24 protein-coding genes and 1 riboswitch are annotated in these 24,102 nt (G+C 38.2%); of the genes, 9 read left to right on the top strand and 15 right to left on the bottom strand.

Annotation, left to right across the window (positions count from 1 at the left end; genetic code table 11):
* Window positions 1-56: 56 nt before the first annotated feature.
* Both SPK86_RS08975 and SPK86_RS08970 read right to left on the bottom strand, forming a co-directional pair.
* A complete protein-coding gene (locus SPK86_RS08975; RefSeq protein WP_284140160.1) occupies window positions 57-554 on the bottom strand; it encodes a YwgA family protein in 498 nt (165 codons plus the stop codon).
* The gene (locus SPK86_RS08970; RefSeq protein ID WP_330949158.1) at window positions 544-1,863 is read right to left on the bottom strand and encodes an HD domain-containing protein; all 1,320 of its coding nucleotides are present in this window, start codon (window positions 1,861-1,863) and stop codon (window positions 544-546) included. Before SPK86_RS08970 ends, SPK86_RS08975 begins: the two co-directional genes overlap by 11 nt.
* Before the next feature lie 138 nt (window positions 1,864-2,001).
* Between SPK86_RS08970 and SPK86_RS08965 the strand changes: the two genes are divergently transcribed.
* Window positions 2,002-2,865 carry a lipoate--protein ligase family protein gene (locus SPK86_RS08965; protein ID WP_330949157.1) on the top strand — a complete coding sequence of 288 codons (864 nt, stop codon included), beginning with the start codon at window positions 2,002-2,004 and terminating at the stop codon, window positions 2,863-2,865.
* An 82-nt stretch (window positions 2,866-2,947) separates the two neighbouring features.
* Here the strand turns inward: SPK86_RS08965 and pta are convergent, their stop codons facing one another.
* Window positions 2,948-3,925 carry a phosphate acetyltransferase gene (pta, locus tag SPK86_RS08960; RefSeq protein ID WP_284140163.1) on the bottom strand — a complete coding sequence of 326 codons (978 nt, stop codon included), beginning with the start codon at window positions 3,923-3,925 and terminating at the stop codon, window positions 2,948-2,950.
* Between the two features lie 267 nt (window positions 3,926-4,192).
* Between pta and hemQ the strand changes: the two genes are divergently transcribed.
* A complete protein-coding gene (hemQ, locus tag SPK86_RS08955; protein WP_330949156.1) occupies window positions 4,193-4,942 on the top strand; it encodes a hydrogen peroxide-dependent heme synthase in 750 nt (249 codons plus the stop codon).
* An 81-nt stretch (window positions 4,943-5,023) separates the two neighbouring features.
* Here hemQ and SPK86_RS08950 read toward each other — a convergent pair whose 3' ends face one another.
* On the bottom strand, window positions 5,024-5,248 hold the full coding sequence (locus tag SPK86_RS08950) for a hypothetical protein (RefSeq protein WP_330949155.1): 225 nt from the start codon (window positions 5,246-5,248) through the stop codon (window positions 5,024-5,026).
* Window positions 5,249-5,672: 424 nt separating this feature from the next.
* Between SPK86_RS08950 and SPK86_RS08945 the strand changes: the two genes are divergently transcribed.
* From SPK86_RS08945 to SPK86_RS08935, 3 genes are all read left to right on the top strand, one after another.
* Window positions 5,673-6,095, top strand: coding sequence for a cell wall hydrolase (locus SPK86_RS08945; RefSeq protein ID WP_284140166.1), 423 nt, complete (start codon window positions 5,673-5,675; stop codon window positions 6,093-6,095).
* Between the two features lie 153 nt (window positions 6,096-6,248).
* Window positions 6,249-6,701, top strand: a complete 453-nt coding sequence (gene gerQ, locus SPK86_RS08940; protein ID WP_284140167.1) for a spore coat protein GerQ — start codon at window positions 6,249-6,251, stop codon at window positions 6,699-6,701.
* 85 nt (window positions 6,702-6,786) lie between these two features.
* Window positions 6,787-7,038: a hypothetical protein gene (locus tag SPK86_RS08935; RefSeq protein WP_330949154.1), complete on the top strand. Its 252-nt coding sequence runs from the start codon at window positions 6,787-6,789 to the stop codon at window positions 7,036-7,038.
* 7 nt (window positions 7,039-7,045) lie between these two features.
* Here SPK86_RS08935 and SPK86_RS08930 read toward each other — a convergent pair whose 3' ends face one another.
* The 3 genes from SPK86_RS08930 to SPK86_RS08920 all read right to left on the bottom strand — a co-directional run bounded on the left by SPK86_RS08930 (window position 7,046) and on the right by SPK86_RS08920 (window position 9,778).
* A complete protein-coding gene (locus SPK86_RS08930) occupies window positions 7,046-7,417 on the bottom strand; it encodes a DUF423 domain-containing protein (RefSeq protein WP_284140169.1) in 372 nt (123 codons plus the stop codon).
* Between the two features lie 18 nt (window positions 7,418-7,435).
* Window positions 7,436-7,720, bottom strand: a complete 285-nt coding sequence (locus tag SPK86_RS08925) for a YwdI family protein (RefSeq protein ID WP_284140170.1) — start codon at window positions 7,718-7,720, stop codon at window positions 7,436-7,438.
* Between the two features lie 498 nt (window positions 7,721-8,218).
* Window positions 8,219-9,778, bottom strand: a complete 1,560-nt coding sequence (locus SPK86_RS08920; RefSeq protein ID WP_330949153.1) for an FMN-binding glutamate synthase family protein — start codon at window positions 9,776-9,778, stop codon at window positions 8,219-8,221.
* 283 nt (window positions 9,779-10,061) lie between these two features.
* Between SPK86_RS08920 and SPK86_RS08915 the strand changes: the two genes are divergently transcribed.
* The gene (locus tag SPK86_RS08915) at window positions 10,062-11,411 is read left to right on the top strand and encodes a YjiH family protein (RefSeq protein ID WP_284140171.1); all 1,350 of its coding nucleotides are present in this window, start codon (window positions 10,062-10,064) and stop codon (window positions 11,409-11,411) included.
* A 123-nt stretch (window positions 11,412-11,534) separates the two neighbouring features.
* On the opposite strand, the gene SPK86_RS08910 is transcribed toward SPK86_RS08915, so the two are convergent.
* The 4 genes from SPK86_RS08910 to ku form a co-directional block, all read right to left on the bottom strand.
* The gene (locus SPK86_RS08910) at window positions 11,535-12,839 is read right to left on the bottom strand and encodes a nucleobase:cation symporter-2 family protein (protein ID WP_330949152.1); all 1,305 of its coding nucleotides are present in this window, start codon (window positions 12,837-12,839) and stop codon (window positions 11,535-11,537) included.
* A complete protein-coding gene (locus SPK86_RS08905) occupies window positions 12,836-13,417 on the bottom strand; it encodes a xanthine phosphoribosyltransferase (protein ID WP_330949237.1) in 582 nt (193 codons plus the stop codon). The genes SPK86_RS08910 and SPK86_RS08905 overlap by 4 nt, the downstream gene beginning before the upstream one ends.
* Before the next feature lie 218 nt (window positions 13,418-13,635).
* A riboswitch (purine riboswitch) is annotated at window positions 13,636-13,737 on the bottom strand.
* A 228-nt stretch (window positions 13,738-13,965) separates the two neighbouring features.
* Window positions 13,966-14,976, bottom strand: a complete 1,011-nt coding sequence (locus SPK86_RS08900) for an acyltransferase family protein (protein WP_330949151.1) — start codon at window positions 14,974-14,976, stop codon at window positions 13,966-13,968.
* 308 nt (window positions 14,977-15,284) lie between these two features.
* Window positions 15,285-16,121 (bottom strand): non-homologous end joining protein Ku, encoded by an 837-nt coding sequence (ku, locus tag SPK86_RS08895; RefSeq protein ID WP_330949150.1) that lies wholly within the window; start codon window positions 16,119-16,121, stop codon window positions 15,285-15,287.
* Window positions 16,122-16,225: 104 nt separating this feature from the next.
* Between ku and ligD the strand changes: the two genes are divergently transcribed.
* A complete protein-coding gene (gene ligD, locus SPK86_RS08890) occupies window positions 16,226-18,037 on the top strand; it encodes a DNA ligase D (protein WP_330949149.1) in 1,812 nt (603 codons plus the stop codon).
* Window positions 18,038-18,081: 44 nt separating this feature from the next.
* Here ligD and SPK86_RS08885 read toward each other — a convergent pair whose 3' ends face one another.
* The 4 genes from SPK86_RS08885 to chrA form a co-directional block, all read right to left on the bottom strand.
* The gene (locus SPK86_RS08885) at window positions 18,082-19,476 is read right to left on the bottom strand and encodes an L-cystine transporter (RefSeq protein ID WP_330949236.1); all 1,395 of its coding nucleotides are present in this window, start codon (window positions 19,474-19,476) and stop codon (window positions 18,082-18,084) included.
* Window positions 19,477-19,870: 394 nt separating this feature from the next.
* The gene (locus SPK86_RS08880) at window positions 19,871-20,401 is read right to left on the bottom strand and encodes a GNAT family N-acetyltransferase (RefSeq protein ID WP_330949148.1); all 531 of its coding nucleotides are present in this window, start codon (window positions 20,399-20,401) and stop codon (window positions 19,871-19,873) included.
* 61 nt (window positions 20,402-20,462) lie between these two features.
* Complete coding sequence (locus SPK86_RS08875) at window positions 20,463-20,903, bottom strand: OsmC family protein (protein ID WP_330949147.1); 441 nt, start codon at window positions 20,901-20,903, stop codon at window positions 20,463-20,465.
* A 34-nt stretch (window positions 20,904-20,937) separates the two neighbouring features.
* The gene (gene chrA / locus SPK86_RS08870) at window positions 20,938-22,113 is read right to left on the bottom strand and encodes a chromate efflux transporter (RefSeq protein ID WP_330949146.1); all 1,176 of its coding nucleotides are present in this window, start codon (window positions 22,111-22,113) and stop codon (window positions 20,938-20,940) included.
* Between the two features lie 146 nt (window positions 22,114-22,259).
* Between chrA and SPK86_RS08865 the strand changes: the two genes are divergently transcribed.
* Together SPK86_RS08865 and SPK86_RS08860 are read left to right on the top strand one after the other, a co-directional pair.
* Window positions 22,260-23,051, top strand: coding sequence for a CPBP family intramembrane glutamic endopeptidase (locus SPK86_RS08865; RefSeq protein ID WP_330949145.1), 792 nt, complete (start codon window positions 22,260-22,262; stop codon window positions 23,049-23,051).
* Window positions 23,052-23,065: 14 nt separating this feature from the next.
* The gene (locus SPK86_RS08860) at window positions 23,066-24,049 is read left to right on the top strand and encodes a DUF4003 family protein (RefSeq protein WP_330949144.1); all 984 of its coding nucleotides are present in this window, start codon (window positions 23,066-23,068) and stop codon (window positions 24,047-24,049) included.
* Window positions 24,050-24,102: the final 53 nt, after the last annotated feature.

The following is a 24,102-nucleotide window of genomic DNA, read 5'->3' as shown; positions in this document are numbered from 1 at the left end:
AAATTTCTATATAGATTATTGTAGCATGCCTGTTATTGAATTTCATGTGAATGTTCTTATGCATCCATTAACGCATCAATAAGCTGCCAAGCTTCCTTTAGTTCTGTTTCATTGTAATTTTGCTTTGGTTTCACAATATGTACCTTCTTCTCCACTTCTTCTCGTGGTAATTGCTTAAAGTAGAGCATTGTAGCAACCAATTCAAGAAAGCGAGCACTTTTATCCAAAATCATCGCCGATTTTTCTTCTAAGCTAGCAATCTTCATGTCAAACTGCTCTAAAAAACGTTCTCCATCCGTTGTAATTGTATAATGATATTGAAAATAATTGCTTTTTTCTTCTTTTTCTTCACTGAGAAAGCCTAAATTACAAAGCTCCTCCGTGCGTAATGAAAGTTCTTCAGAGTAAGGGCCATATACATGAAACTGATATTTTTCTTCAAATGGAAGACCACAGGATTGTAGGATATAGATCATCTTTTGCAATTTCTTCCTGCCAACGACCTCTCTCGCAACGGAAAAAAACTGCATTAACTTGGCATGATTAATTAACATTGCCCTCATCTCCTTGTCCGTAAAGAATAGCCTTAATTTGTTCTACCGTCTGTTTATCCTCGTTGATGTCTAAAACATCTTTCGGAAAATAAAGCTTATGATCGGTACGCTTCTTTCCTGAAATAGCTTCCACGATATCCGAATGCCGGGATAGTTCTTTTAACTCCCCATTGGGCATCAATAAATGAATCGGCAATCTTTCTTCTTCTTCTCCTGGACGATAAAAGTCATATGGTAAGTCTGATGAGGAATCGTCTACTAAATAATACTCTGGATCAATACCGATTTTTTGAAACAGCCGATACAATTCCATTAATTCCTTCATCATATGACTGGGATTAAATTCCACATACTTAAATAACCGTCGATTCATAAACCGTTCACAAAGATCACTTAAAATAAAATCATCTTCGTCTTGCCATAGCTGGAAGTAATATTGAACAATCGATTCATCCAGCTTTAAATAATGCTCTAGCTGTACATCTCCTGTAAAAAAAGAAATAAAGTGTGTTGGCTCTAATTTAAATGTATAATTGCTTGTTTCATATAAGTGCTTTGCGCGGTGCAATATTTTAGTTAAAATAACTTCTGCACTTCGTGTAACTGGGTGAAAATAAACTTGCCAATACATTTGATAGCGACTCATAATATAATCTTCCACCGCATGCATTCCTGTTGACTTAATAACAACTTGATCCTCTATCGGACGCATGACCCGAAGGATGCGTTCCATATCAAAATGACCATAGCTAACCCCAGTAAAATAGGCATCCCGTAGCAAATAATCCATTCTGTCTGCATCAATTTGACTTGAAATTAAACTTACGACTAATTTATTCTGATACGTCTTATCAATGACATCCGCTACATTCTGCGCAAACCCTGGTTGTACACGTTCTAACACTTCATTTATCTTTGTATCTCCTAAAATAATTTGTTGGGTAAAATATTCATGATCTAGCTTAAAAACTTTTTCAAAGGAATGCGAAAAAGGACCGTGACCAAGATCATGTAATAAAGCTGCACAAAGACAGAGTAGCCGTTCTTCATTATCCCAATTCGGTCGATCCTGAAAATTATTAATAATCCTTCTAACAATTTCATACACACCAAGCGAGTGATTAAATCGACTATGCTCTGCTCCGTGAAACGTTAAATTGGTTGTGCCTAACTGTTTTATTCTACGAAGCCGTTGAAATTCTGGTGTGGCAATCAAGTCCCAAATTACTTGGTCACGAACATGTACATAGCGATGAACTGGATCCTTAAATACTTTTTCCTCCTGAAGTTGCTTATCTTTATATGCCATTTTGAACCAACTCGTTTCTGTTCGACATTTTTCCTTTATTATATATGATAGAGATAATGGAAAAAAGGTATAATTAAACAAACCACATAGAAGGTAATCTGTGTAAAATAGAAATAATGTGTAGATAAGGAGTCGCATATGAATAATTGGCAGGAAATCATAACACATGATCTCTTTCGATATATTGACCATACAAACCAACAAAATTTGCTAGGTAAGCCATATACTGCGCTAGCTTCATTTGCTATCGATGATGCTTTAGCTAGCTCCGTGAGTGATAAGGAATCACCTCCCGTTCTTAGAATGTGGGTCCATCCAAAAACGGTTGTTCTTGGTATTCCTGATGCAAGACTTCCATATCTTGAAGCAGGTATCCAGATGCTAGCAAACCACGGTTATCAAGTAGTCGTTCGTAATTCTGGTGGGCTTGCTGTGGTCCTTGATGAAGGTGTACTGAATCTTTCACTTATCCTTCCTGGCGTAAAGCAACTATCCATTAATAAGTGCTATGAAGCGATGGTGCGCTTTGTACAATACATGCTGAAGGATAGAACAACAGCCATTGAGGCATATGAAATCGTTGGTTCCTACTGCCCCGGTGATTATGATTTAAGCATAAACGGGAAAAAATTTGCTGGTATATCACAGCGGAGAATTAAAGATGGTGCAGCAATTCAGATTTATCTCGATGTGGAAGGAAAAAGCAAAGAACGTGCCGCCATGATAAAAGCCTTTTATGAGAAAAGTATCCAAGGAGCAGAAACAAAGTTTTCCTATCCGAAAATTGAGCCAGAAAAGATGGCGTCTTTGCGTGAGCTTTTGCAAATCGATCTCACGATAGACGATATGAAAAATCGTGTCATAAATGCATTACACGAGCTAAGCGAGGAATTGGTTGTACAGGATATTACTGTCGAAGAACAACAAACGTTTTCATCTCGTTATCAACAAATGTTAAAACGTAATGAAAAGATTTCCGCAATAATCGGAGACTTTCAGTAAAGCATTGTTCGATTTAAAAATAAAAGCCCGTCTCGAAATAGTTTAAAAAACCTTCGAGACAGGTGACTATCTTTTAAGACACTTATTGTTCTTCGGCTTGCATCGCCGTTATTAAAGCAAGCTTGTACACATCGTCTACGCTACATCCTCTGGATAAATCATTGACAGGTTGGTTAAGCCCTTGAAGTATCGGACCTACTGCTTCAAAGCCTCCAAGCCGCTGCGCGATTTTATACCCGATGTTTCCCGCTTCTAAGCTAGGAAATACAAAGACATTAGCATCCCCTTGAATAATTGAATCGGGTGCTTTCTTTTTTGCCACCTCCGGTACGAAAGCAGCATCAAATTGAAATTCTCCATCCACTACAAGTTGGGCGTCCTTTTCCTTTGCTATCCGTAATGCTTCCTCAACCTTCTCTGTTTCTGCTGATTTTGCTGATCCTTTCGTTGAAAAGCTTAACAATGCCACTCTAGGATCGATTCCGAATAGCCGTGCAGTTCCCGAACTTTCCACAGCGACCTCCGCAAGATCTTGACTATCAGGGGCAATATTAATCGCACAATCACCAAATAAATATTTTTCATGGTCTCTTACCATAATGAAGACACCAGAAGTTTTTCGAACCCCTTGTTTTGTCTTAATAATTTGCAATGCAGGTCTTACCGTTTCAGCAGTTGAATGCGCAGCACCACTAACAAGCCCGTCTGCCTCTCCCATATAAACAAGCATTGTACCAAAGTAATTTTCATCCAATAAGATTTCCTTCGCTTGTTCTTCGGTAGCCTTTCCTTTTCTTCTCACAACAAATTCATTTATCATTTTCGATGTGTTCTCATATTTAGCTGGATCAATCATTTTACATAAACTTAAATCAATACCTTCTTTAGCCGCTAGCTGTTCCATTTTTTCTTGATTTCCAAGCAGAATCGGTAAGACCATTCCGTCCTTACTTAGTTTTTCTGCAGCCTTTAAAATACGATTATCGGTTCCTTCGGGAAAAACAATTGATTTATTTGTCCCTTTTACTTTTTCCTCTATTGCTTTAAATAACGCACTCATATTTCCGACCTCCGAATCTTATGTTGAGCATATTCTTCTTCTCTTTCATCGTCTCCTTATTAAAATCATAGTATACTTTTGAGGTTGTATAAAGAAATCTGAACCATAAATTCTAACAAATTGATGACATACTGCTACCTTTCCAAAGACACACGCTTATTCTTAACCCTTCTTCAATGCTAACGATTCCTTACTTATGATATAGTTTAATTTAGGGATATGTTTAGAAATATGAGGATTTAACACCTATATAAAGGAGAGATATTCATGGTTGAAGCAGTAGAAACAATGGATGGCTGGTATTCCTTACATGATTTCCGCACAATTGACTGGACAGCCTGGAAGCTAGCATCTGCACAAGAAAGACAAGCAGCCATTACGAGCTTTGAAAAACTTGTACACAAATGGGAAGCTGTAGAAGCAGATAAGAATGGTAGCCATGCAATGTATAAAATAGTTGGTCAGAAGGCTGACTTGATCTTTATGTTTTTACGCCCAACAATGGACGAACTTAATGATTTAGAAACAGAGCTGAACAAGTCGAAAATGGCTGAATTTATGATTCCAGCTCATTCTTATGTATCCATCATTGAACTAGCAAAATATCGTCCTGCAAAAGATGGCATTGATCCAGAAACATTACCAGAGACTCAAGCACGATTAAGACCTACCTTACCAAAATGGGAGCATATTTGCTTTTACCCAATGAATCGTCGGCGTCATGGAGAAGAGAATTGGTATACTTTAGAAAAAGATATACGTGGCAAATTGCTTTATGAACATAGTAAAACTGGGCGAAAATATGCCGGAAAAGTAAAACAGTATATTACCGGTTCTATTGGACTTGATGATTGGGAATGGGGCGTAACATTGTTTGCTCATGATCCACTTGAATTTAAAAAGATTGTTTACGAAATGCGCTTTGATGAGGTAAGCTCTCGTTACGGTGAATTTGGTGAATTCTTTGTTGGTAATATTCTTGCAAAAGAGGACATTGCAGCATATTTACATGTTTAAATGCTGTTTTTAGTGGGAAATCACATTGGACAAAGCCCATTGATGCACCAATAACAAAAGACTTAATTTCTTTTTTAGGAATTAAGTCTTTTTCTTATTATCTGCATTAAATATTTTATTAATTAATAAGATTAGCAATAACGATATAATTATTGCAAATGCTCTTTTTATATTGTTTGGCTCACCCAATAATATAAAGAACACATTTTCAAATGTAGGAATTCCAGCCCAATGAAGGATAGGCAATATGACAAATAATCCCGTTAGAAAACCAATTGTTTGATTTATTACATTTCTTTTTAGCATAAAGACCTCCTCGTTCGTAACCCCCCTGTTAAAAGAGTTATATTTACAATTATAAATATTATTACATAATTTTTATTTTATTTAAAATATTTAAATCAAATCCATTATTGCTCATTATAAAGTGATCATTTAAAAGTTGTGCGAACTGTGTTCCATCCGGATCTCTTTCACTTTGGCTACGCCACTTGTACACGTTCCCCAGTTTGATAGCGAGAATCATAATGATCCTATCGATAAGCGTGTTCACGAAAACAAGCCAAAACAGATATTTTCAAAGCATCGTAATCGCTTTTTTATATACCTCATCAAACAAAGAAAAATCTCCCTAAAAATACCTATCCTGTCATAATAGCTTATCTATGCTCATACATATAATCTAGTGAACCTGGCATCCAGAATGACACAAAAGAAAAGAGGGATATTAGTGGCTGTCATTCCCTATACCGAAAAAGGAGTAGACTTATTAGCACGATTAATTCGAGCAGAAGCAGAGGGAGAAGGAAAGCTAGGAATGCTAATGGTCGGAAATGTTGGTGTGAATCGGGTGAAGTCAAATTGTCTTGATTTCACAAAAATACGGTCCATCGATGACATGGTATTCCAAAGCCCAGGTGGATTTGAAGCAACACAAAAAGGATATTTTTATCAGCGCGCGCGCGAGTCTGATAAGGAATTGGCTAGACAGGTAATTCGTGGCGATCGCTATCATCCTGCTACAAATTCACTTTGGTTCTTTAAGCCAGCTGGAAGCTGTCCTGCCCAATGGTACGATCAATGGAACAGTGGCCGCTACAAATCGCATTGTTTTTATTCTCCAACTGCTACAGATTGTCCAAATGTATATTGATTTCCCGTAAAAACTTGACCTAGTGTATGTGGAAGTGAATAGCTAGCCCACTTGAGCAGTCTCCTTTGCCTAATAGCTAAAGGAAAGCAGATTTTGATTAACAACCTGTTGGTGACTAGCATCATCAACGAAAAGACATTAGGAGGGATTTTCATGAGTGAAAACAAAGAAAATCAAGGCACCCAGTATTCTGGTCAATACCAATCCTACCCATACTTTTATCAACCAGCACAATCTCCAGCATATTACCCATCATATAACTATCGGCAATTTCAATACCCACAGACTCAAACAACACAAGCACCTGCAATTCCAGGAATGCTTCCAATTGAGCAATCCTATGTAGAAAACATTCTACGCTTAAATCGTGGAAAACCAGCAACCGTGTATATGACCTTTGAAAATAACAAAGAGTGGAATGCTAAGATTTTCAAAGGGGTAATTGAAGCAGCAGGAAGAGATCACTTAATTCTAAGTGATCCGCAAACAGGAAAACGTTACTTATTACTGACAGTCTACCTAGACTATATTACATTTGATGAAGAAATTAATTATTCCTACCCATATGATGGTACCGGTCAATACGCTACGTATTCACCAAGATAACGTTAAAAGGATAGCACGTAGGATGATGTTCACCTCTCCTTTTTGTGCTATCCTTTTTATACTTTTTTATAGATGAGGCGATTCCATGAGGCACCCTTACGAAAAATTTATTCGTGGAGAAATTTTTTGCCTTGCGCTTGCCATCTTAATTGGAATCATTGCACTTGTACAAAGCTCGATTATACTCATCTTTCTTTCCATAGTTCTTATTACAATAAGTCTTCTATGTGATGGACTAAGCCTTTGGCATACGTATCATACGTTAAATGCGATAAAACAAATAGTACGTGCAGTCTTACTTTTATTATTTGCTGTTTACATTCTATTAACGCTGTAACCCATACTTATGACACATATTTTACGACCGCGTATCCTAAAAGCACCCAACCGATTAAAAATGCGACACCACCGAATGGGGTGATCATTGCAAATAACTTAATGCCTGATGTGGAGTATATGTAAAGGCTGCCTGAAAATAGAATAACACCAACAAAAAACAGCCAGCCTGCTCCAATAAGGCTACTGCTTTGAAACTTTGCGTACAGCAATCCCGTTACAAGTAATGCCATCGTGTGAAACATCTGATAATTCACAGCTTTTTCCCATGTGCCAAGCGCTTTTTCAGAAATTTTTCCTTCTAATCCATGTGCTCCAAATGCACCAAGCGCTACTGCTAAAAAGCCATTTACAACTCCTAAAAGTAAAAACAATTTCATATTTACCCCTACTTTCTATTAAAAATCAAAGATAGATTTCCCATTTGCCCCGTCGTTAGATTCAGGCTCATCTAGAGAGATATCATCACCAAACATAGCCTTTTTTTCTTCTAACGTTATCTTTTCCTTTAATCTATTCGAAGATGCAGAAGCTCCTTCGCCTTCCTCAGCTAGGAGTATATCACACAATAGTCGAATACTATTTATATGTGGTAGCATTTTTGGACGATCGTCAGCATGGACATTGGCTTTCTCCAATTCCTCTATCATCTTTTTAAGGATGATCTGGTTCGTTACTGCCATTCGCGTTCACTCCTTCTCGCTACCAAGTATAACACGTTTTTTTCGCTTGTCCGTATATAAAGCACATTAAAAAAGAACTATCGGACGCATATATTGTCCTTATAGTTCCATCAGTAAAATAAAGCTTGCGTTTATGTATATATACTTACTTACGTTATTCGTTCATTCTCCGTTAAAACGCCAAAACTAGATTACGAAGCATACATTAAACATTTACTTTTTTTTGTTCATTGACGTACTGTTCATGCAACCACCTTAAAAAAACAAGCTCATCCATCAAAAGTTCCCTACCTAACTCGACTTCTGTATCTTCACAAAATTGATTGAAGCTTACCATATGCTGAAATCCCCCCAAAGTAGAAAACCAATCTTTATTTCCTATATTGTAACGTTTTTTGGGAAATGGTTCAAGAGTTTGTAAAATAAATAATTTACAGACAATATGACGTATTTAGACATACGCTTTGGATTGTCCAGAATTCATTAACGTAAGAATATTTACACATGTTGATGCATCGCTTCCTTGAATCGTCCATTCCACTCAATATGCTTTCGAGAAAATTTTGTCGGTGAATCAATTCCCATAACTGCAGCCATTTCAAATAGACCTTCGCGCAACGAAAGCAAATAATTACATACACGATATTTTTTCTCATCAATACTTAAAGCTTTTTGTAGTTTAGGATCTGTTGTAGCAACACCTACTGGACAGCGATTCGTATGGCACACCTCTGCCATAATACATCCGACACTCATCATAAAACCGCGAGCAATATTAATCAAATCAGCACCTAAGGCTAATGCCATAGCAATCTTGTCTGGCGTCAGTAATTTTCCTGAAGCGATAATATAAGTTTGATTACGTATTCCGTACTTTCTTAATAAATCATCAAGCATTGGGATCACCGTAAAAGTTGGCAGGCCTACAGATGCAGCCAATTCATAATACGTCGCACCAGAACCCCCTTCACTACCATCTACCGTGATAAAATCTGGTACAATTCCAGTTTGGTGCATAGCCTGTACATAGCTTTCCAACTGCGCTTCATTACCAGCCACTATTTTTGTCCCCACTGGCTTTTCACTGATACGACGCATTTGTGCTAAAAAATCTAGCATTTCTTTTGCTCCTGAAAACTGTTCAAATCGATTTGGACTATTTATCTCTGTCCAAGGCCTTACACTACGGATTTCCGCAATTTCTTCTGTCACCTTACTTCCATCAACATGTCCGCCACGCTGTTTCGCGCCTTGAGCAAGTTTTAGTTCAAATGCCTTAATTTGTTCCATATCGCTTTTTTCTTTAAAACGTTCCCATGAAAATGCGCCATCTTCCGTACGCACACCAAATAAACCGGAGCTTATTTGCATAATTAGATTAACATTCCCTTTTAAATGATATGGGGACACACTGCCTTCACCCGTATTCATCCACGTTCCACCTGCCAGTGCTAAGCCTTCTGCCAGCGCAGTGATTGCGTGATCACCTAATGCACCATAGCTCATCGCTGATTGCCCAATAAGTCCCTTTACCCTAAACGGATAGTTCACAGTATGCTCACCAAGGATAATTGCGTCCTCATCTGGAAGTAGAAATGGTTCAAAATCTTCCTCTACACGGTGTTCCTTTCGACTAAATAATGATTCATTATCCAAAACATAGCGCTTTGAATGAATGAGTGGATATTGCTCGACTCTCATTTCTTCTCGTTGCTTCGGAAACATATCGTTTACCATATAATATCCTTCTTCTGTAAAGTCACGTTCTGATCCAAAGCCTATCATTCTAGAATTATATTTTGCAGCTTTATAAACAAATTCAAATTGTATGCGATTAAATGGTTTGCCTTCTAGATTATTATTAAAAAAATATTGCCGTAACTCCGGTCCCATTTTCTCTAAGATATAGCGCATTTTCCCTAATAGTGGATAGTTACGCAAGATAGCATGTTTTTCTTGCCGTTGATCATGGATATAAATTCGAAGCAAGAATAATAAAGGAATCAGGATAATTAAAATAAGGAACAATATTAATCCAATCATTATATTTCCTTCCATAAAAACACGTCCTTTTCGTTCTTTGGAATATAAAGATTTACTTCAAATAATAATCCCCTATGACAAAAGTCCTTTGTAAAATAAGTGTAATAATCCCTTCCCAATTGAGCGGACCGATAAACATAGGCCTTCTTCGTTTATCAGGAAATGAGAGAAAAATCGAAAACACCATTGAAATTTAATTCAAATAGTTGTATATTTATACAGGCTCATTCGTTATGTTTTTTGGACAAATTAATGATTTCAATTATAATAAAGGAAATATTTTACTGGAGGTCTTTTTATGAAGAGAAAGCAATATCACATCATTGATCATCTGAAATTTATTATCCCTTCACTCATCGGTGTGATTTTATTTATGTCACCTATCAAAATAGAGAGTGGATTTACAATCCCTATTGCTATTCTAGCAAACTGGGTACAAGAAAAACTGGCAGATCAGCTGTCACTTATTATGATGATCATCATTGTTATTACTGCTATCTTTACTTTGCTTGCCAAAGTAGCTGGAAAGCACAGCTTAGAAAAGACTCCATTCTTTCAAACATTACTTTATACAACCTGGTTTTGGACGATTGTTCGTGTACTTGCAGCTATTTTTGCTGTGCTCGTCTATTATCAGATTGGACCAGAAGCAATTTGGAGCGAAAACACTGGGGCAATGCTGCTAGGAAGCTTATTACACGTCTTATTCTCTGTATTTCTTTTTGCTGGATTATTTCTCCCATTACTAATGAATTTCGGATTGATGGAATTATTTGGTACATTGATGACAAAGATTATGCGACCATTATTTAAACTCCCCGGCCGTTCTTCCATTGATGCACTTGCATCTTGGATAGGAGATGGCACAATTGGTGTCTTAATGACGAGCAAGCAATATGAGGAAGGCTATTATACGAAACGAGAAGCGGCAGTCATCGGTACAACGTTCTCCATTGTATCGATTACATTTACGCTCGTAGTCATTAAAGAAGTTGATCTAGAACATATGTTTATTCCTTTTTACCTTACCGTGCTAGCTGCTGGATTCGTTGCCGCTTTAATAATGCCACGCATCCCACCATTATCAAAAAAAGCAGATACGTATGTAACAAATACGACAGAACCTGTTGATGAAAGCCTGCCAGCAGGGGCAACAGCCTTCAGCCACGGCTATGCTAAAGCGTTAGCACGTGCAAAACAGGAAACAAGTGTTTTACAGTTTATTAAACAAGGTGTACAAAATGTGCTTGACATGTGGATGGGAGTAGCACCTGTCGTCATGACCTTTGGACTTATTGCTCTTGTGATCGCTGAAACAACACCTTTGTTTTCTTGGTTAGGAATGCCTTTTATTCCTTTACTAGAGCTCATGCAAGTGCCATTTGCTGCGGAAGCTTCCGAAACAATTTTAATTGGATTTGCCGACATGTTTCTTCCTGCAATTATCGGTTCTTCCATTGATGCAGAGATAACTAGATTTATTATTGCGGCGTTATCCGTTACACAGCTCATTTACATGTCAGAGGTGGGGGGCCTGTTACTAGGTTCAAAGGTACCTGTCTCCTTTAAAGATTTGTTTATTGTCTTTTTACTACGGACACTCATTACCTTACCAGTGATTGTTGCGATTGCACATATGCTTTTTTAATAAAGCAGCCAGCGCGCTTCTGCATAAAATGTAAGATCCCCCTGCCCCGATATAATGGGCAGGGGGATCTTACATGTAGGAAGAAAATGTGCAGTTGACCGCTATTTTTATCGGCTTAGCGTATTACGCTTCTTGTTTTAGTAGCACAGTTTTATTGTTCTTCTTGCGAGCAGGAAGCATGTTAAAAAGGATATTTAAAACGATCGCTGTCAGGCTTCCTGCAACAATGCCGTTACTCGTAAGAATTTGGACACTCTCTGGCAGGTGGGAAAATAAATCAGGAACAACAGAAACCCCAAGACCGATTCCTACAGAGCATGCGACAATCATGGAATTTTCCTGTGACTGTGAGATCGTGCCGCTTAGCATTTTGATGCCTTGTGATACAACCATTCCAAACATTGCTACCATCGCTCCACCAAGTACTGATGTAGGAATAATTGTCGTAACTGCTGCTACTTTCGGCAAGAACCCTAGCCCGATAAGCATTAACCCAGTAATGAGAATAATTTTTCGCGAGCGAACACCAGACATTTGAATCAAACCAACATTTTGTGAGAATGTCGTATAAGGAAACGCATTGAAAATTCCACCAATAACAGAAGCTAACCCTTCTGCACGATAGCCTTGTGCTAAATCTTCTTTTGACAGTTCTTTTTCACAAATATCACTTAATGCGAAATAAACGCCTGTAGATTCAACAAGAGAAACCATCGCAACTAACGTCATCGTTAAAATTGCCGACCATTCAAAAGTTGGCACGCCAAAATAAAATGGTTGCACGAGATGCAATACTGCTGCATCTGTTACCGGTGTGAAATCAACCTTCCCAAGAAGCATTGCTACGACTGTTCCAAAAACGATCCCGAGTAAAATGGAGATAGAACGGATAAAACCAGTAAACAACCGATAGATGAGCAGAATTACTGCCAAGGTACCAAATGCTAAAGCGATATTTGTAAACGAACCAAAGTCACTTGCACCTTGTCCGCCACCCATATTCGTAATTGCAACAGGGATAAGCGTAATTCCGATTATTGTAACCACTGAACCAGTAACAACTGGTGGGAAAAATTTCACGAGCTTGCCAAAAAATCCACTTATAAAAACAATAATAAGTCCTGACATAATAATTGAACCGTAAATTGCTGTGATACCGTATTGACTTCCAATAGCAATAATTGGACCAACTGCTGTAAACGTACAGCCCAATACTACAGGAAGACCGATACCAACAAAACGGTTATGCATAATCTGCAAAAGCGTGGCAATCCCACACATCAAAATGTCAATGGAAACTAAATATGTGAGCTGCTCACTCGTTAAGCCTAGCGAGCTTCCGATAATTAATGGAACGATAATTGCTCCTGCATACATCGCTAATAAATGCTGTATTCCTAAGGTTGTCGCTTTTAATCCGTTTTTCATTTGTCATCCTCCTTAAAGGTAACCGTTCCATTTTGTAATGAAGCGATAGTAGCAAGTGATTCTACTCTAATTCCTCGGGATCGCACAAGCTCTCCTCCTGATTGAAAGCCTTTTTCAATGACTATGCCTGCTCCTGCGATGCTAGCTCCTGCACGTTCAACAATCTCAAGTAATCCAAGCAATGCTTGACCATTTGCTAAAAAATCATCCATAATCAACACATTATCATCTGGCTTGATAAAATCACGAGAAACCGAGATTGTATTCGTTTCTTCTTTTGTGTAAGAGTAAACATTAGCAGTTAATAGGTTCTCAGATAAGGTTAACGACTTTTTCTTACGAGCAAACACCACTGGAACATGTAAGACGAGCCCAGTCATGACTGCAGGTGCGATGCCAGATGACTCGAGGGTAACAATTTTCGTAATATTATCCTTCTTGAATCTACTCGCAAACACCTCTCCAATCTCCTTCATCAGCGTGGCGTCGATTTGATGATTTAGAAATGAATCTACTTTTAATACGGTATCCGATAAAACTTTTCCTTGTTGCACAATTTTGCTTTTTAATGCTTTCATCATCATGCTCCTTCTCCTAAAATGTGTGTGGTAATTTCCAAGCTGCTGTGAATAGCGAGATAAAGCAGTCGTATACAGATGCTTATTTATTGCACAACAAAAAAAGCTCTCAGAAACGAGCAGCCACCCATACTATGAGTGGAGCAAGTTCCTTCGAGCTTTCAATTCGATAGGAAATAAATGCAAAAATTCACCCAGATTGATTAAACGGGTTTATTTTTACATTACATGCCGCCCATAGTCGGTTTATTTACGGTAAACCGGTAGAAACTTGCAGGCCATATCCCTGCTATTATATGAGTGAATGCGTTATTTGAATGTCACTATTATAGCATGCCCTTTCCATTTTTCAAGCATTTTTTGTGAAAATGATTCATTAATTTTGATAAGAGTATGCTTAGGAAGAAGAGGAAACGACGTTAATGTTATAGCAATATTAATGGGTAACGTGGCTGTCTCTAATCCGTTGATCTTTTTGATAAGAATCATTAAAAGTCTTACTGCTAGTTACGGTCGGAACATGCCTGTGCATTAAAGAGGTGCTTTTTTTACCACACTTCTTGATTTGCTCGTTTTTTATGAAAGAATCGCTTTATTCGAGATGCACTTCCTTCTATCAGCGGCTGAGAAATTCCGAGTACTGGTTTGCTTGATAGAAGGAAAACAATTGCAGCAGATATAACCGCCAATCCAACCACATCAATAAACGAACCGATTTTAAATAAATCTGCTTGACGAAAGTATTGAATGAAAAATCCATGGAGCAAATAAACATACATTGTTCGCGTTCCTAAGCTTGTTATACGCATTTGTTTCGTTGGAATCCATGCCAATATACTAAAGACCATTATTCCAGATGTGGCGTAAACGAGTAACCGGGCTATGCCGCCATATTCAGGCATACCTAAGTCAAAGTAAGACTTAGATGCGAGCAACCAGCCAGAATTAAAATCCGGAGCAAAATAAACGCCAACTGCTACTGTTGCCAGTAGTACTAAGGAAACTGCTTTTACGCTCCGGTGCTTTAACCAAAGCACATGCTCCTTTGTCATCCAAAATCCAAGTAAAAAGAATGGAAAAAACACAAATGTTCGAGACAAACTAAATGCATGCCCAATTTGACCAAAGTAACCGACAATTAATCCGATTTGAATTGCTATTGCCATCCCTAATAAAGGCGGGATTTTTTTGAACCAGAATAACAATATATGCCAACAAAATAAACTAAATAAAAACCATAGCGACCAATGTGGATAAAATAAATCGGCCTCCCACCCTGATTTTCCAATAGCTACATAGTAAGCAGTATATATAATCTGGAAAATCAAATATGGAATTAATAGTTTCTTCGCTAATTTCAATATATATTTTCCATTTCCAGAGCCCTTTGCAAAAAAACCCGCTAGAAAGATAAAAGCAGGCATATGAAATGTGTATATCCACATATATAGCGTATTCATCCCTTGCGAGTCCGCAATAAAAGGTTGAATGATATGCCCAAAAACAACTAAAAAGATTAATATAACCTTTGCATTATCAAAGAATGCATTTCTTTCCATTGAACTCATCCTTTTCTTTTGCACATTCGTATGTTAATACTAGTTTACCTCCTCTAGCATCGCGATAATCACTTGTCGTCAATTCTTCATATGGATGTTATTTTCTTGTAAATTAATTGAAAATTTGAAGCATGTTTGTAAAAGAGTGGCAATGTGTTTTGGATGGGGATTCTTAATCGAGTTTGGGCTTTTCTCGCTCAAGTTGGGTGATTCTTGATCGAGTTGGGGGCTCCTCGCTCAATAAGCGGAGTTGTCGCTGTCCACACTACAGTAAAAGAGCTTCCAATGATGATTGGAAACTCTGCTTTTTATCCTTCTGCTGTTTTTCGTTTCGTTTTTCGTTTGGGTTGTCTCGGCTTCGGCTTTTCTTTCTTAGCCTTTTCTAACGATGCCTGTAATGCTTCCATGAGATCGGTAACATTATTTGGTGTTGGGGCTTTTTCGTTCGCAACTACTGTTTGCGCATTACCTTTGCGATTTTCAATTAAATCTAGTACTGCTGTTCGATATTCATCCTTATAATTTTCTGGATTAAATTCAGTTGTTAGCTGATCAATGAGCATTTTTGCAGTCTCGAGTTCTTTTTTTCCTGTCTCCACCTCTTCGGGAACATTTGGTACATCTAGCACGTTGCGCACTTCATCTGGGTAGTGGATCGTTTCAGCAACTAATGTGTTTTGGTATACACGAATCACCGCAAGCTGCTCCTTTGCTCGGATAATCATTTTTGCTACACCAATTTTTCCAGAATCCTTTAACGCTGTTCGCAGCAGTCCATATGCCTTTGTACCTCCCTCGTTTGGTGACAGATAATAGCTTTTTTCGAAGTAAATTGGATCAATTTCCTCTAACTTAACAAAATCAATTATTTCAACTGCTTTATCTGTTTGCTCTTTGCGTAACGCCTCTAAGTCTTCTTCATCTAAAATAACAAACTTATTTTTAGCATACTCAAACCCTTTCACTATTTCCTCATTCTTTACTTCTCGATCACAGACTGGACATGTCTTTTCATATTTAATCGGTGTTTGGCATTCTTTATGGAGCTGTCTAAATTGGACATCTTTGTTTTCTGTAGCCGCGTGCATCTTCACAGGAATATTTACTAGTCCGAAGCTTATTGTACCTTTCCACATCGTGTGCATCGTGGATCCTCCTTTTTGCATTAGTTTGCGAAATTCTACTTCTTTTATCCGTTATGATTATTTTTAAAAAGATACGGCACGATAATAAAAAAGGAGGAATCGTCATGCAAATAATGAAGCCAATCACTATCACCGACATTCCGAAAGGCTCTGATTGGTTATACGAGGTGAAGTACGACGGTTTTCGCTGTATCATTTCCATAGATGACAAGGGAAATAAGATCCGACTTACGAGCAAAAACGGGAAGGACTTAACTAATAATTTTCCGGAGATTGTTAAAGCATGTCAGCAATTTGCTTTAACAAAAACTACCTCACTCCCCGTTACATTAGATGGCGAACTTGTGATATTAAATCATCCCTTTCAGGCTAATTTTTCACTACTTCAACAACGAGGCAGACTCAAAAATGAAAAAACTATTTTAGAAAAAGCCCTAAAAAGACCTGCCACCTTCATGGCATTTGATGTGATGGAGCACAAAAAAGTTTGCCTTAAAAAAGAACCATTACATATGCGTAAAAAACTGCTGTTTCAGCTGCTCCCTAATTCTGAACGAGCGCCCGCTTCTCCGCTTCAACCCGTAATGCCATATGAAGACCCAGATACACTATGGAGGTTGATTTTTACTTTCAAAAGTGAAGGGATGATTGCAAAACGAAAGAACAGTTCTTACCAGGCAGGGAAAACACATACAGATTGGTTTAAAATAAAAAATTGGCGAACGATTTTGGGAACGTTAACACAATATAACCCAGCAAATGGGTACTTTTCCGTCTCCATCGTCAATGGAAAAAAAACCGAAGAAATCGGGAAATGCAAGCATGGACTCGATGAAAAATCGTTAGAACTGGTGAAACAGCTATTTTTTGAAAATGGAACAAAGCAGCAAAGCACTTATCATCTTCCTCCTGCAATATGTGCATCTATTCATACGCTCGATTTATATAAGCAGGAGCTACGAGAACCAGCATTTGCGCAATTAGAACCGCATACCGATGCAGCAAAATGTACAAAAGAGCAATTAGCAATTGACATGGTGATGCTTCCTGACTCCATTCAAGTTAATAATACTGATAAAATGTACTGGCCAAAAAAAGGTTATTCCAAAGCAGAGCTCCTTATTTACATGCGGGAAATTGCGCCTTACATGCTTCCCTTTCTCGCCGATCGAGCACTTACCTTAATTCGTTGTCCAGATGGTGTAGAAGCAGCGTATTTCTTTCAGAAGCATTTACCTTCCTATGCCCCTTCTTTTATCGAAAGGCAAGAAGGAACCGAAGAAAAGGTTATTTTATGCCCTTCGCTAGAGGCTTTAATTTGGTTTGCGAATCATGGGGCAATTGAATTTCATACCCCATTTCAGCGAATAGATTCTCTTTATCCATGTGAAATCGTTTTTGATTTGGATCCGCCTAGTCGCGATAATTTTGCTTGGGCAATTGAAGCTGCCCTTTTAATCAAACGTTTGATTGATGGTCTTGAATTACAATCATTTATCAAAACTTCAGGAAATAAAGGTTTGCAAATCCATATTCCAATTCCTGAAGCAAGCTTAACATACGATGAGACGGCTATCTTCACACAAGCAATCGCCCAAACGATCGTACAAGCAAACCCTGCGATGTTCACAACGGAACGGATGAAACGTAATCGAAACGGACGCCTTTATATTGATTATGTACAGCATGGAAAAGATAAAACGCTCATCGCGCCATACTCTCCTCGAAAGACGGCGGAAGCAACAGTCGCAACTCCGTTGTTCTGGGAAGAAATCAATAAGAATCTCCGACCAGAGCAATTCACCATTAACACGGTTGTTTCCCGCGTTCATGAGTATGGCTGTCCTTTTGCAAACTACCAGGAGGCACAAAGGCATCAAAAAATGGATAAGCTTTTACAGCTCATTCAGTGTTAATTTTATGCAAAGAGAAAACCGCCCCATGATGGAGCGGCCTTCTTCTATAATGAAACATTTTCTTCAATTGCATTCTTATCTTGAAAGGTCTTTATATTAAGCTTTCCTAAAATCCGCGCAGTTAATGTTCCCGCTACCATGCTATCGTTAACGTTAACAGCGGTTCTACCCATATCAATCAATGCTTCAATAGAAATGAGTAAGCCGGCAAGGGCAACTGGAAGTCCCATAGATGAAAGCACGATTAACGCAGCAAAGGTAGCTCCTCCACCTACACCGGCAACCCCAAATGAGCTTATCCCGATTATCAAGACAAGTTTAATAAGAAATTCCGGGGTAAATGGATCAATACCAACCGTTGGCGCGATCATGACTGCAAGCATCGCCGGGTACATACCAGCACACCCATTTTGACCAATAGTTGCACCAAACGAAGCAGCCATATTCGCTATACCAGAATCTACACCTAATGAATTCTTTTGGGCTTGAATATTCAGTGGAATTGTTCCAGCACTAGATCGGGATGTAAAGGCAAATCCGAGCACTGGTATAACCTTACGAAGGTAAGTTAACGGATTTAAACCAAATCCAGCAATTAATAATAGATGGAAAACAAAAATTACAAGTAACGCAACATAGGATGCAAGAACAAATTTCCCTAACTCCATGATTCCAGCAACATCTGTATTCGCAACAGTGTTAGCCATTAAAGCTAAAATACCAAATGGTGTTAAACGCAGAACTAATGTTACAATTCGCATGACAACCGCATAAAATGCATTGACGATTTTCGTAAACATCTCCGCCTGCTCCGGATTTTTTCTCCGCAGGCCAAGTACTGCAATGCCCACAATCATGGAAAAGATAACGACAGCGATAACGGATGTAGAGCGTTGGCCAGTCATATCTAAAAAGATATTTGATGGAATAAAACTGACAATTTTTTGCGGAGTGGATAAGTTTTCAACCTCACCCAGCTTTTCCTCTAGCAAAAGACCTCGATCTGTTTCTGCATGACCTGCTTCAATTTGCTCGGCGTTTAAATCAAATAATGCTGCAGCACCAATTCCAATTAAAGCTGCAACCATTGCGGTTGAAACTAAGATCCCGATAATCCACGCAGAAATTTTACCTAGCTCTGATGACTTTTCTAAGTTAATGATCGATTGAATAATCGACACCATTACTAATGGGACAACAATCATCATCAATAAGCTGACATAGCCTCTTCCAACAATGCTATACCAATCCGTTGTTTGCGTTAGAATGTCCGAGCCTGTTCCATAAATTGCTTGTAGCGCAGCACCTAATAGAATACCTGCTCCAAGGCCCGTGAAAACCCGCTTTGTAAATGAAAGATGCTTTCTTTGCATCCAAATAATGAGACCGATAATAGCTAGTAAAGCGAGGATATTAACGGTTATTAACATGCTATTCATCATTGAACCCTCCTATTGTGACACTTATTTTTCTTCATAATATGCAATTCATACTTGCTTGTGCCACTATAAAACATATAATTCCTATAAAAATAGTACGAATTATATGTTACTAAGCATCCATAGGATTGTCAACGGAAAAGTTTGCATTGTATTATGTTCGATATCATTATAGGTGGTGGGTTAATCATTTCCTTGTAAATTAAGCAGTAAAACTGGGCCGTACTTCTATAAAGGTTCCTACTTCAAACAAGCTTCCAACCAAAGGAAAGGATAAATAAATTGAAAAAATTTCATTGAAGGCTCCGCTTCCATTTAATTTCATAACGAGCAAGTTCTTCTGTAAAAACCTTTACAAACCCACCGAAACACCAGCCACAACGGTTAAACTTTCCTAATTAAAATAAGACTGAGACATCCATTCTTCATTTAAAATAGCGTAATAATACTCATCCCACCACTCGTTTCCTTGGGGAATACACTTCTTAAAGAAACCCTCTCTTCTCATCCCGATTTTCTCCATCACGCGAAATGATGGGACATTCTCAGGTTGACAAGTTGCAATCACTCGATGTAATTTCATTGTCTCAAAACTATATCTCAAGACAGAATAAGCTGCTTCAGATGCATAGCCCCTATTATAATAGCTTGGATTGAACACCCATCCTATCTCATACGTATGATCCTCAAAATATGGGTGGAACTCGATGTGACCGATCAACTTCTCACTACCCTTTAATAATACTGGGAAATTCTCAGCCATTCCGTTACTATGCTTCATTACAAATTTTTTTGCATCGTCGTCAGAAAAAACACCTGCTGGTATATATTTCATCACATTACTATCAGAAGTATACTCGTATACACGTTGCCAATCTTCATAGGTGAATTTCCGAATTCGTAATCTATCCGATTCAATGTTCATGTTCTTCCCCACCCCCTAACTACTTTTTATGGTATGTAATGGTGAATAACAGTAGCTCACTTTATTGTATAGAAGGCTGTAACTCAATTTCCACGTTCCCTCGTAGCGCCTTCGATATCATACATGCTTCCTCTGCCTTATAGATTAATTTTTCTAGTTGCTTATAATCATCCTTTGTTGCATGTTGAAGTAAGGATACGGTTGGACGATGAATCAGCTTCTTATACGTAAAAACTCCTGCAGTCACATCAACGATTCCTTCTGATTGCATCTGCATCTTGTCCAATGGAAGCTTTGCTCTTTCAATCATCGCCGCTAACGTAATAATGTAACAAGTTGCAGCTGCACCAAGAAGCATTTCGTCAGGATTGGTACCAATTCCAGGTCCATCCATTTCAGGTGGAATAGAAATTTTGGTTTTTAAATTTTGCGCTTCAATATAGCCATCACTGTTTCTTCCACCAGGCCAGGTTGTTTTTAAATGAAATACGTGCTCTGCCATATATTTCGCCTCCATTAGGTTAAAGTGATATTTTTCATAGGTATGGAAGGAATTGTCCGATACTAACACCAATGACTACAACGAGCCAAGCTGGAACTCGCCAAAATTGCAGCAATGCAAATAAAAGGATTGCTAATGCGAATTGTGCTCCTCCAGTGATTGCGCTTGTGAAAACGGGGTGGAAAAAAGCTGCAAGTAAAATACCAACAACACTAGCATTCACACCCATAAGCATTCCTTGGACCCGCTTTTTCGTGCGTAATGTACTTAAAAACGGCAATGTGCCAATTATGAGTAAAAATGACGGTAAAAAAATGGCCACCGTGGCAATAACCGCTCCAGCAATTCCTTCAAGCATCATTCCTAAATAGCTAGCAAAGGTAAATAATGGACCAGGTACAGCCTGCGCCATTCCATAGCCTGCTAAAAATTGATCTCCTGTTAATAAACCTGTCGGAACAATTTCTTGCTCTAACAACGGAAGGACGACATGCCCACCACCAAACACGAGTGAGCCAACTCGAAAGAACATATCAAACATGTCAATATAGCTGTTTGAAAGTTGCTGGGCAGCAATCGGGAGAACAACAAGTAACAGCACAAAAGCAACTAATGCAGCCACACTCAGCTTTTTAGAGATGGACACCGTAAAAGGAACAAGTCTTGCTTCCACTTCACTTCTAAACAATAGTGCACCTAACAATCCAGCAGCTATAATGACTCCAATCTGAACAATTGTTGATGCGTATAAAAGCATGACAACGGCTGCTCCAATCGCAATTGCTATCCGTGGTTTGTCTGGCGTCAGCTTCTTTCCTAAACCGAGTACAGCATGAGCAACTACTGCTACGGCGACTATTTTTAGGCTCGTAATCCACGTAGCCTCCCCAACTGTTGTTGCTTGAAAAAGCATCGCAAACAACATGAGAACAAATACAGATGGTATCGTAAATCCAAACCAAGATACAATACCTCCAATTACTCCCCCTCGCACCATGCCAATTGCTATCCCGACCTGACTACTCGCTGGACCAGGCAAAAACTGACATAGGGCAATAATATCAGCATATGTTTTTTCATCAATCCACTTTCGCTTATCAATGTATTCATTCTTAAAAAACCCAAGATGAGCAACAGGACCACCGAACGAAGTGCATCCTAGCTTTAACGAAACACGTAATATTTCTAATATAGAGTGTGTTGCTTTCATTAGATCCTCCTAAAGAACATATTCTATATTAAAATAACATAATCGAATCTGTCATTCAGCGAATTTACGAACTTTTTACAATTTAACGAAACGATTCCCCCGACTAATTCGTAGTAAAAAAAGAAAGTCTTTTTAGGAGGATGTCCATGTTTGAAGAAATGAAGATTCACTCCTTTTTAATTGTTGGTGTGCTATTAACCTTTGTACTAAGTCTTTTTGCGCTTTTTACTAGTGAAACGACCTTTCTTCTTCTTTACTCTTATTCAATTCTTGGATTTTTTCCGATTATATGGGTTGGCTTGCAATTAAAAAAACAACAGAAACGGTTCACGGACATCATGACGTTTCAATCAATAAAAGACACCTTTCCAATGCTCGTCTATATAACGATCGTATTGTTTTTCTTTTCATTAGGTGCTTTTTGGTTAATGAATTATGGATTATCCTTTGTTTTTCCTAGTGTTGTAGATTATTTCTTAAAAGAAATAGACATATTTCCAAATGAAACGGTTCCGTTTATTCTCACTGCGCTGTATATTAGTATTCTTGGTCCCATCGCAGAGGAATTTATTTTTAGGGGCATTCTTTTTAAACGACTAAGCGCCAAATACAATATAATTGTTGGCATAATTGTCGCAAATGTGCTGTTCGGTATTTTACATACGGATATTATTGGAGCTTTTATGTTTGGCTTTGTCTTATCTCTTATTTATCAAAAGACTGGGAACTTATTACTGCCCATTATGGTACATATTTTAAATAACGGGTTCATCACTGTCTTAGCATTGATTGACCCACCAATGCCTAGATTTTTAGATTATCGTACCATTGAAGAAGTACATGCTACCATGATTCCTAACTTAATGATGTTACTGATTGCAACTCCTTTACTCATTTCCTTTATTCGAAAAAACAAAACAATATTAACGAACCATTGAAAGGAGAATAAATAATGAAACTACAAGAACAATTAAATGCATATACATTGATTTATGAAGAACTAAAAGATGCTTTCCGTTGGAAGGTATCTGACAACAAAATCTTAATGACAATTGCTTCTATGTATGTATTACATGACAAACCTTTTAATTTGGAACAGTTTAAGAGCCTGGAAAACGCCATAAAGCAAAATGCGGGAATATTCTCCTCGTTACGCTCCGAATCTAGGTTTACTACTGCCGCAATGCTCGACGTTCATTTTGAGACAGCCGAGAAGCATGTCCCTGCGTTATTTGAATTATATGAAGCACTTCTTGATGAAGGCTTTAGTAGAGGAATATTTACGTATCTTGCTGCAACTGTTTTACTTACAAAAGCAACGACAGAAGAAGTTGAACCACGGCAGGTTATCTTAAAAGCAAAGAAGATATATGATGGAATGAAAGAAGAACATATCTTTTTAACCTCGAAGGAAGATTATCCTTTAGCAATTTTGCTAGGGTTCGAAACAAAGGATTGCATTATTGATCATACAGAAACCTATTACCAGGCATTAAGCGAGAGTGGATTTCGAAAAGGAAATGATTTGCAATCTTTAAGCCATATTCTTGCGCTAGGTGCAGAGGATGATCCGGCTCGGTTAGTCGACCGAACAGTCCAATTATATGAGGCGTTTCGTAATTATGGGTTAAAGCGAAAAGCCATGTATTATCCTGCTATCGGGATACTTGCCTTACTTCCTCCTGAAGAAGTGAATATGGAAGCAATTGTTCAGCTTTATGAATCCTTTAATCAGAAAAAGGATTTCAAATGGCAAAAGGACATGAATGTTTTTCTTGCTATCGCTTTTTTCGCAAAGGATAAACTAACCCACATTCATTTAGCAGAAACAAGTATTTATACAACATTAGAGTCTGTACTACAAGCACAGCAAATTGCCATGACAACAGCAATAACGAGTGCAGCTGTTTTATCATCTACGAATAATGGACAATAGTAACTATCCGCCCGTAAAACGGGCGGTTTTAGTTTCGCCCTATAAGGGCACTT

The organism is Virgibacillus sp. MG-45, assembly GCF_036409425.1.
Lineage (GTDB): Bacteria > Bacillota > Bacilli > Bacillales > Amphibacillaceae > LDC-1.
The sequence above is the reverse complement of the archived record's forward strand: the minus strand, read 5'-3'. Positions and strand labels throughout refer to the sequence as shown.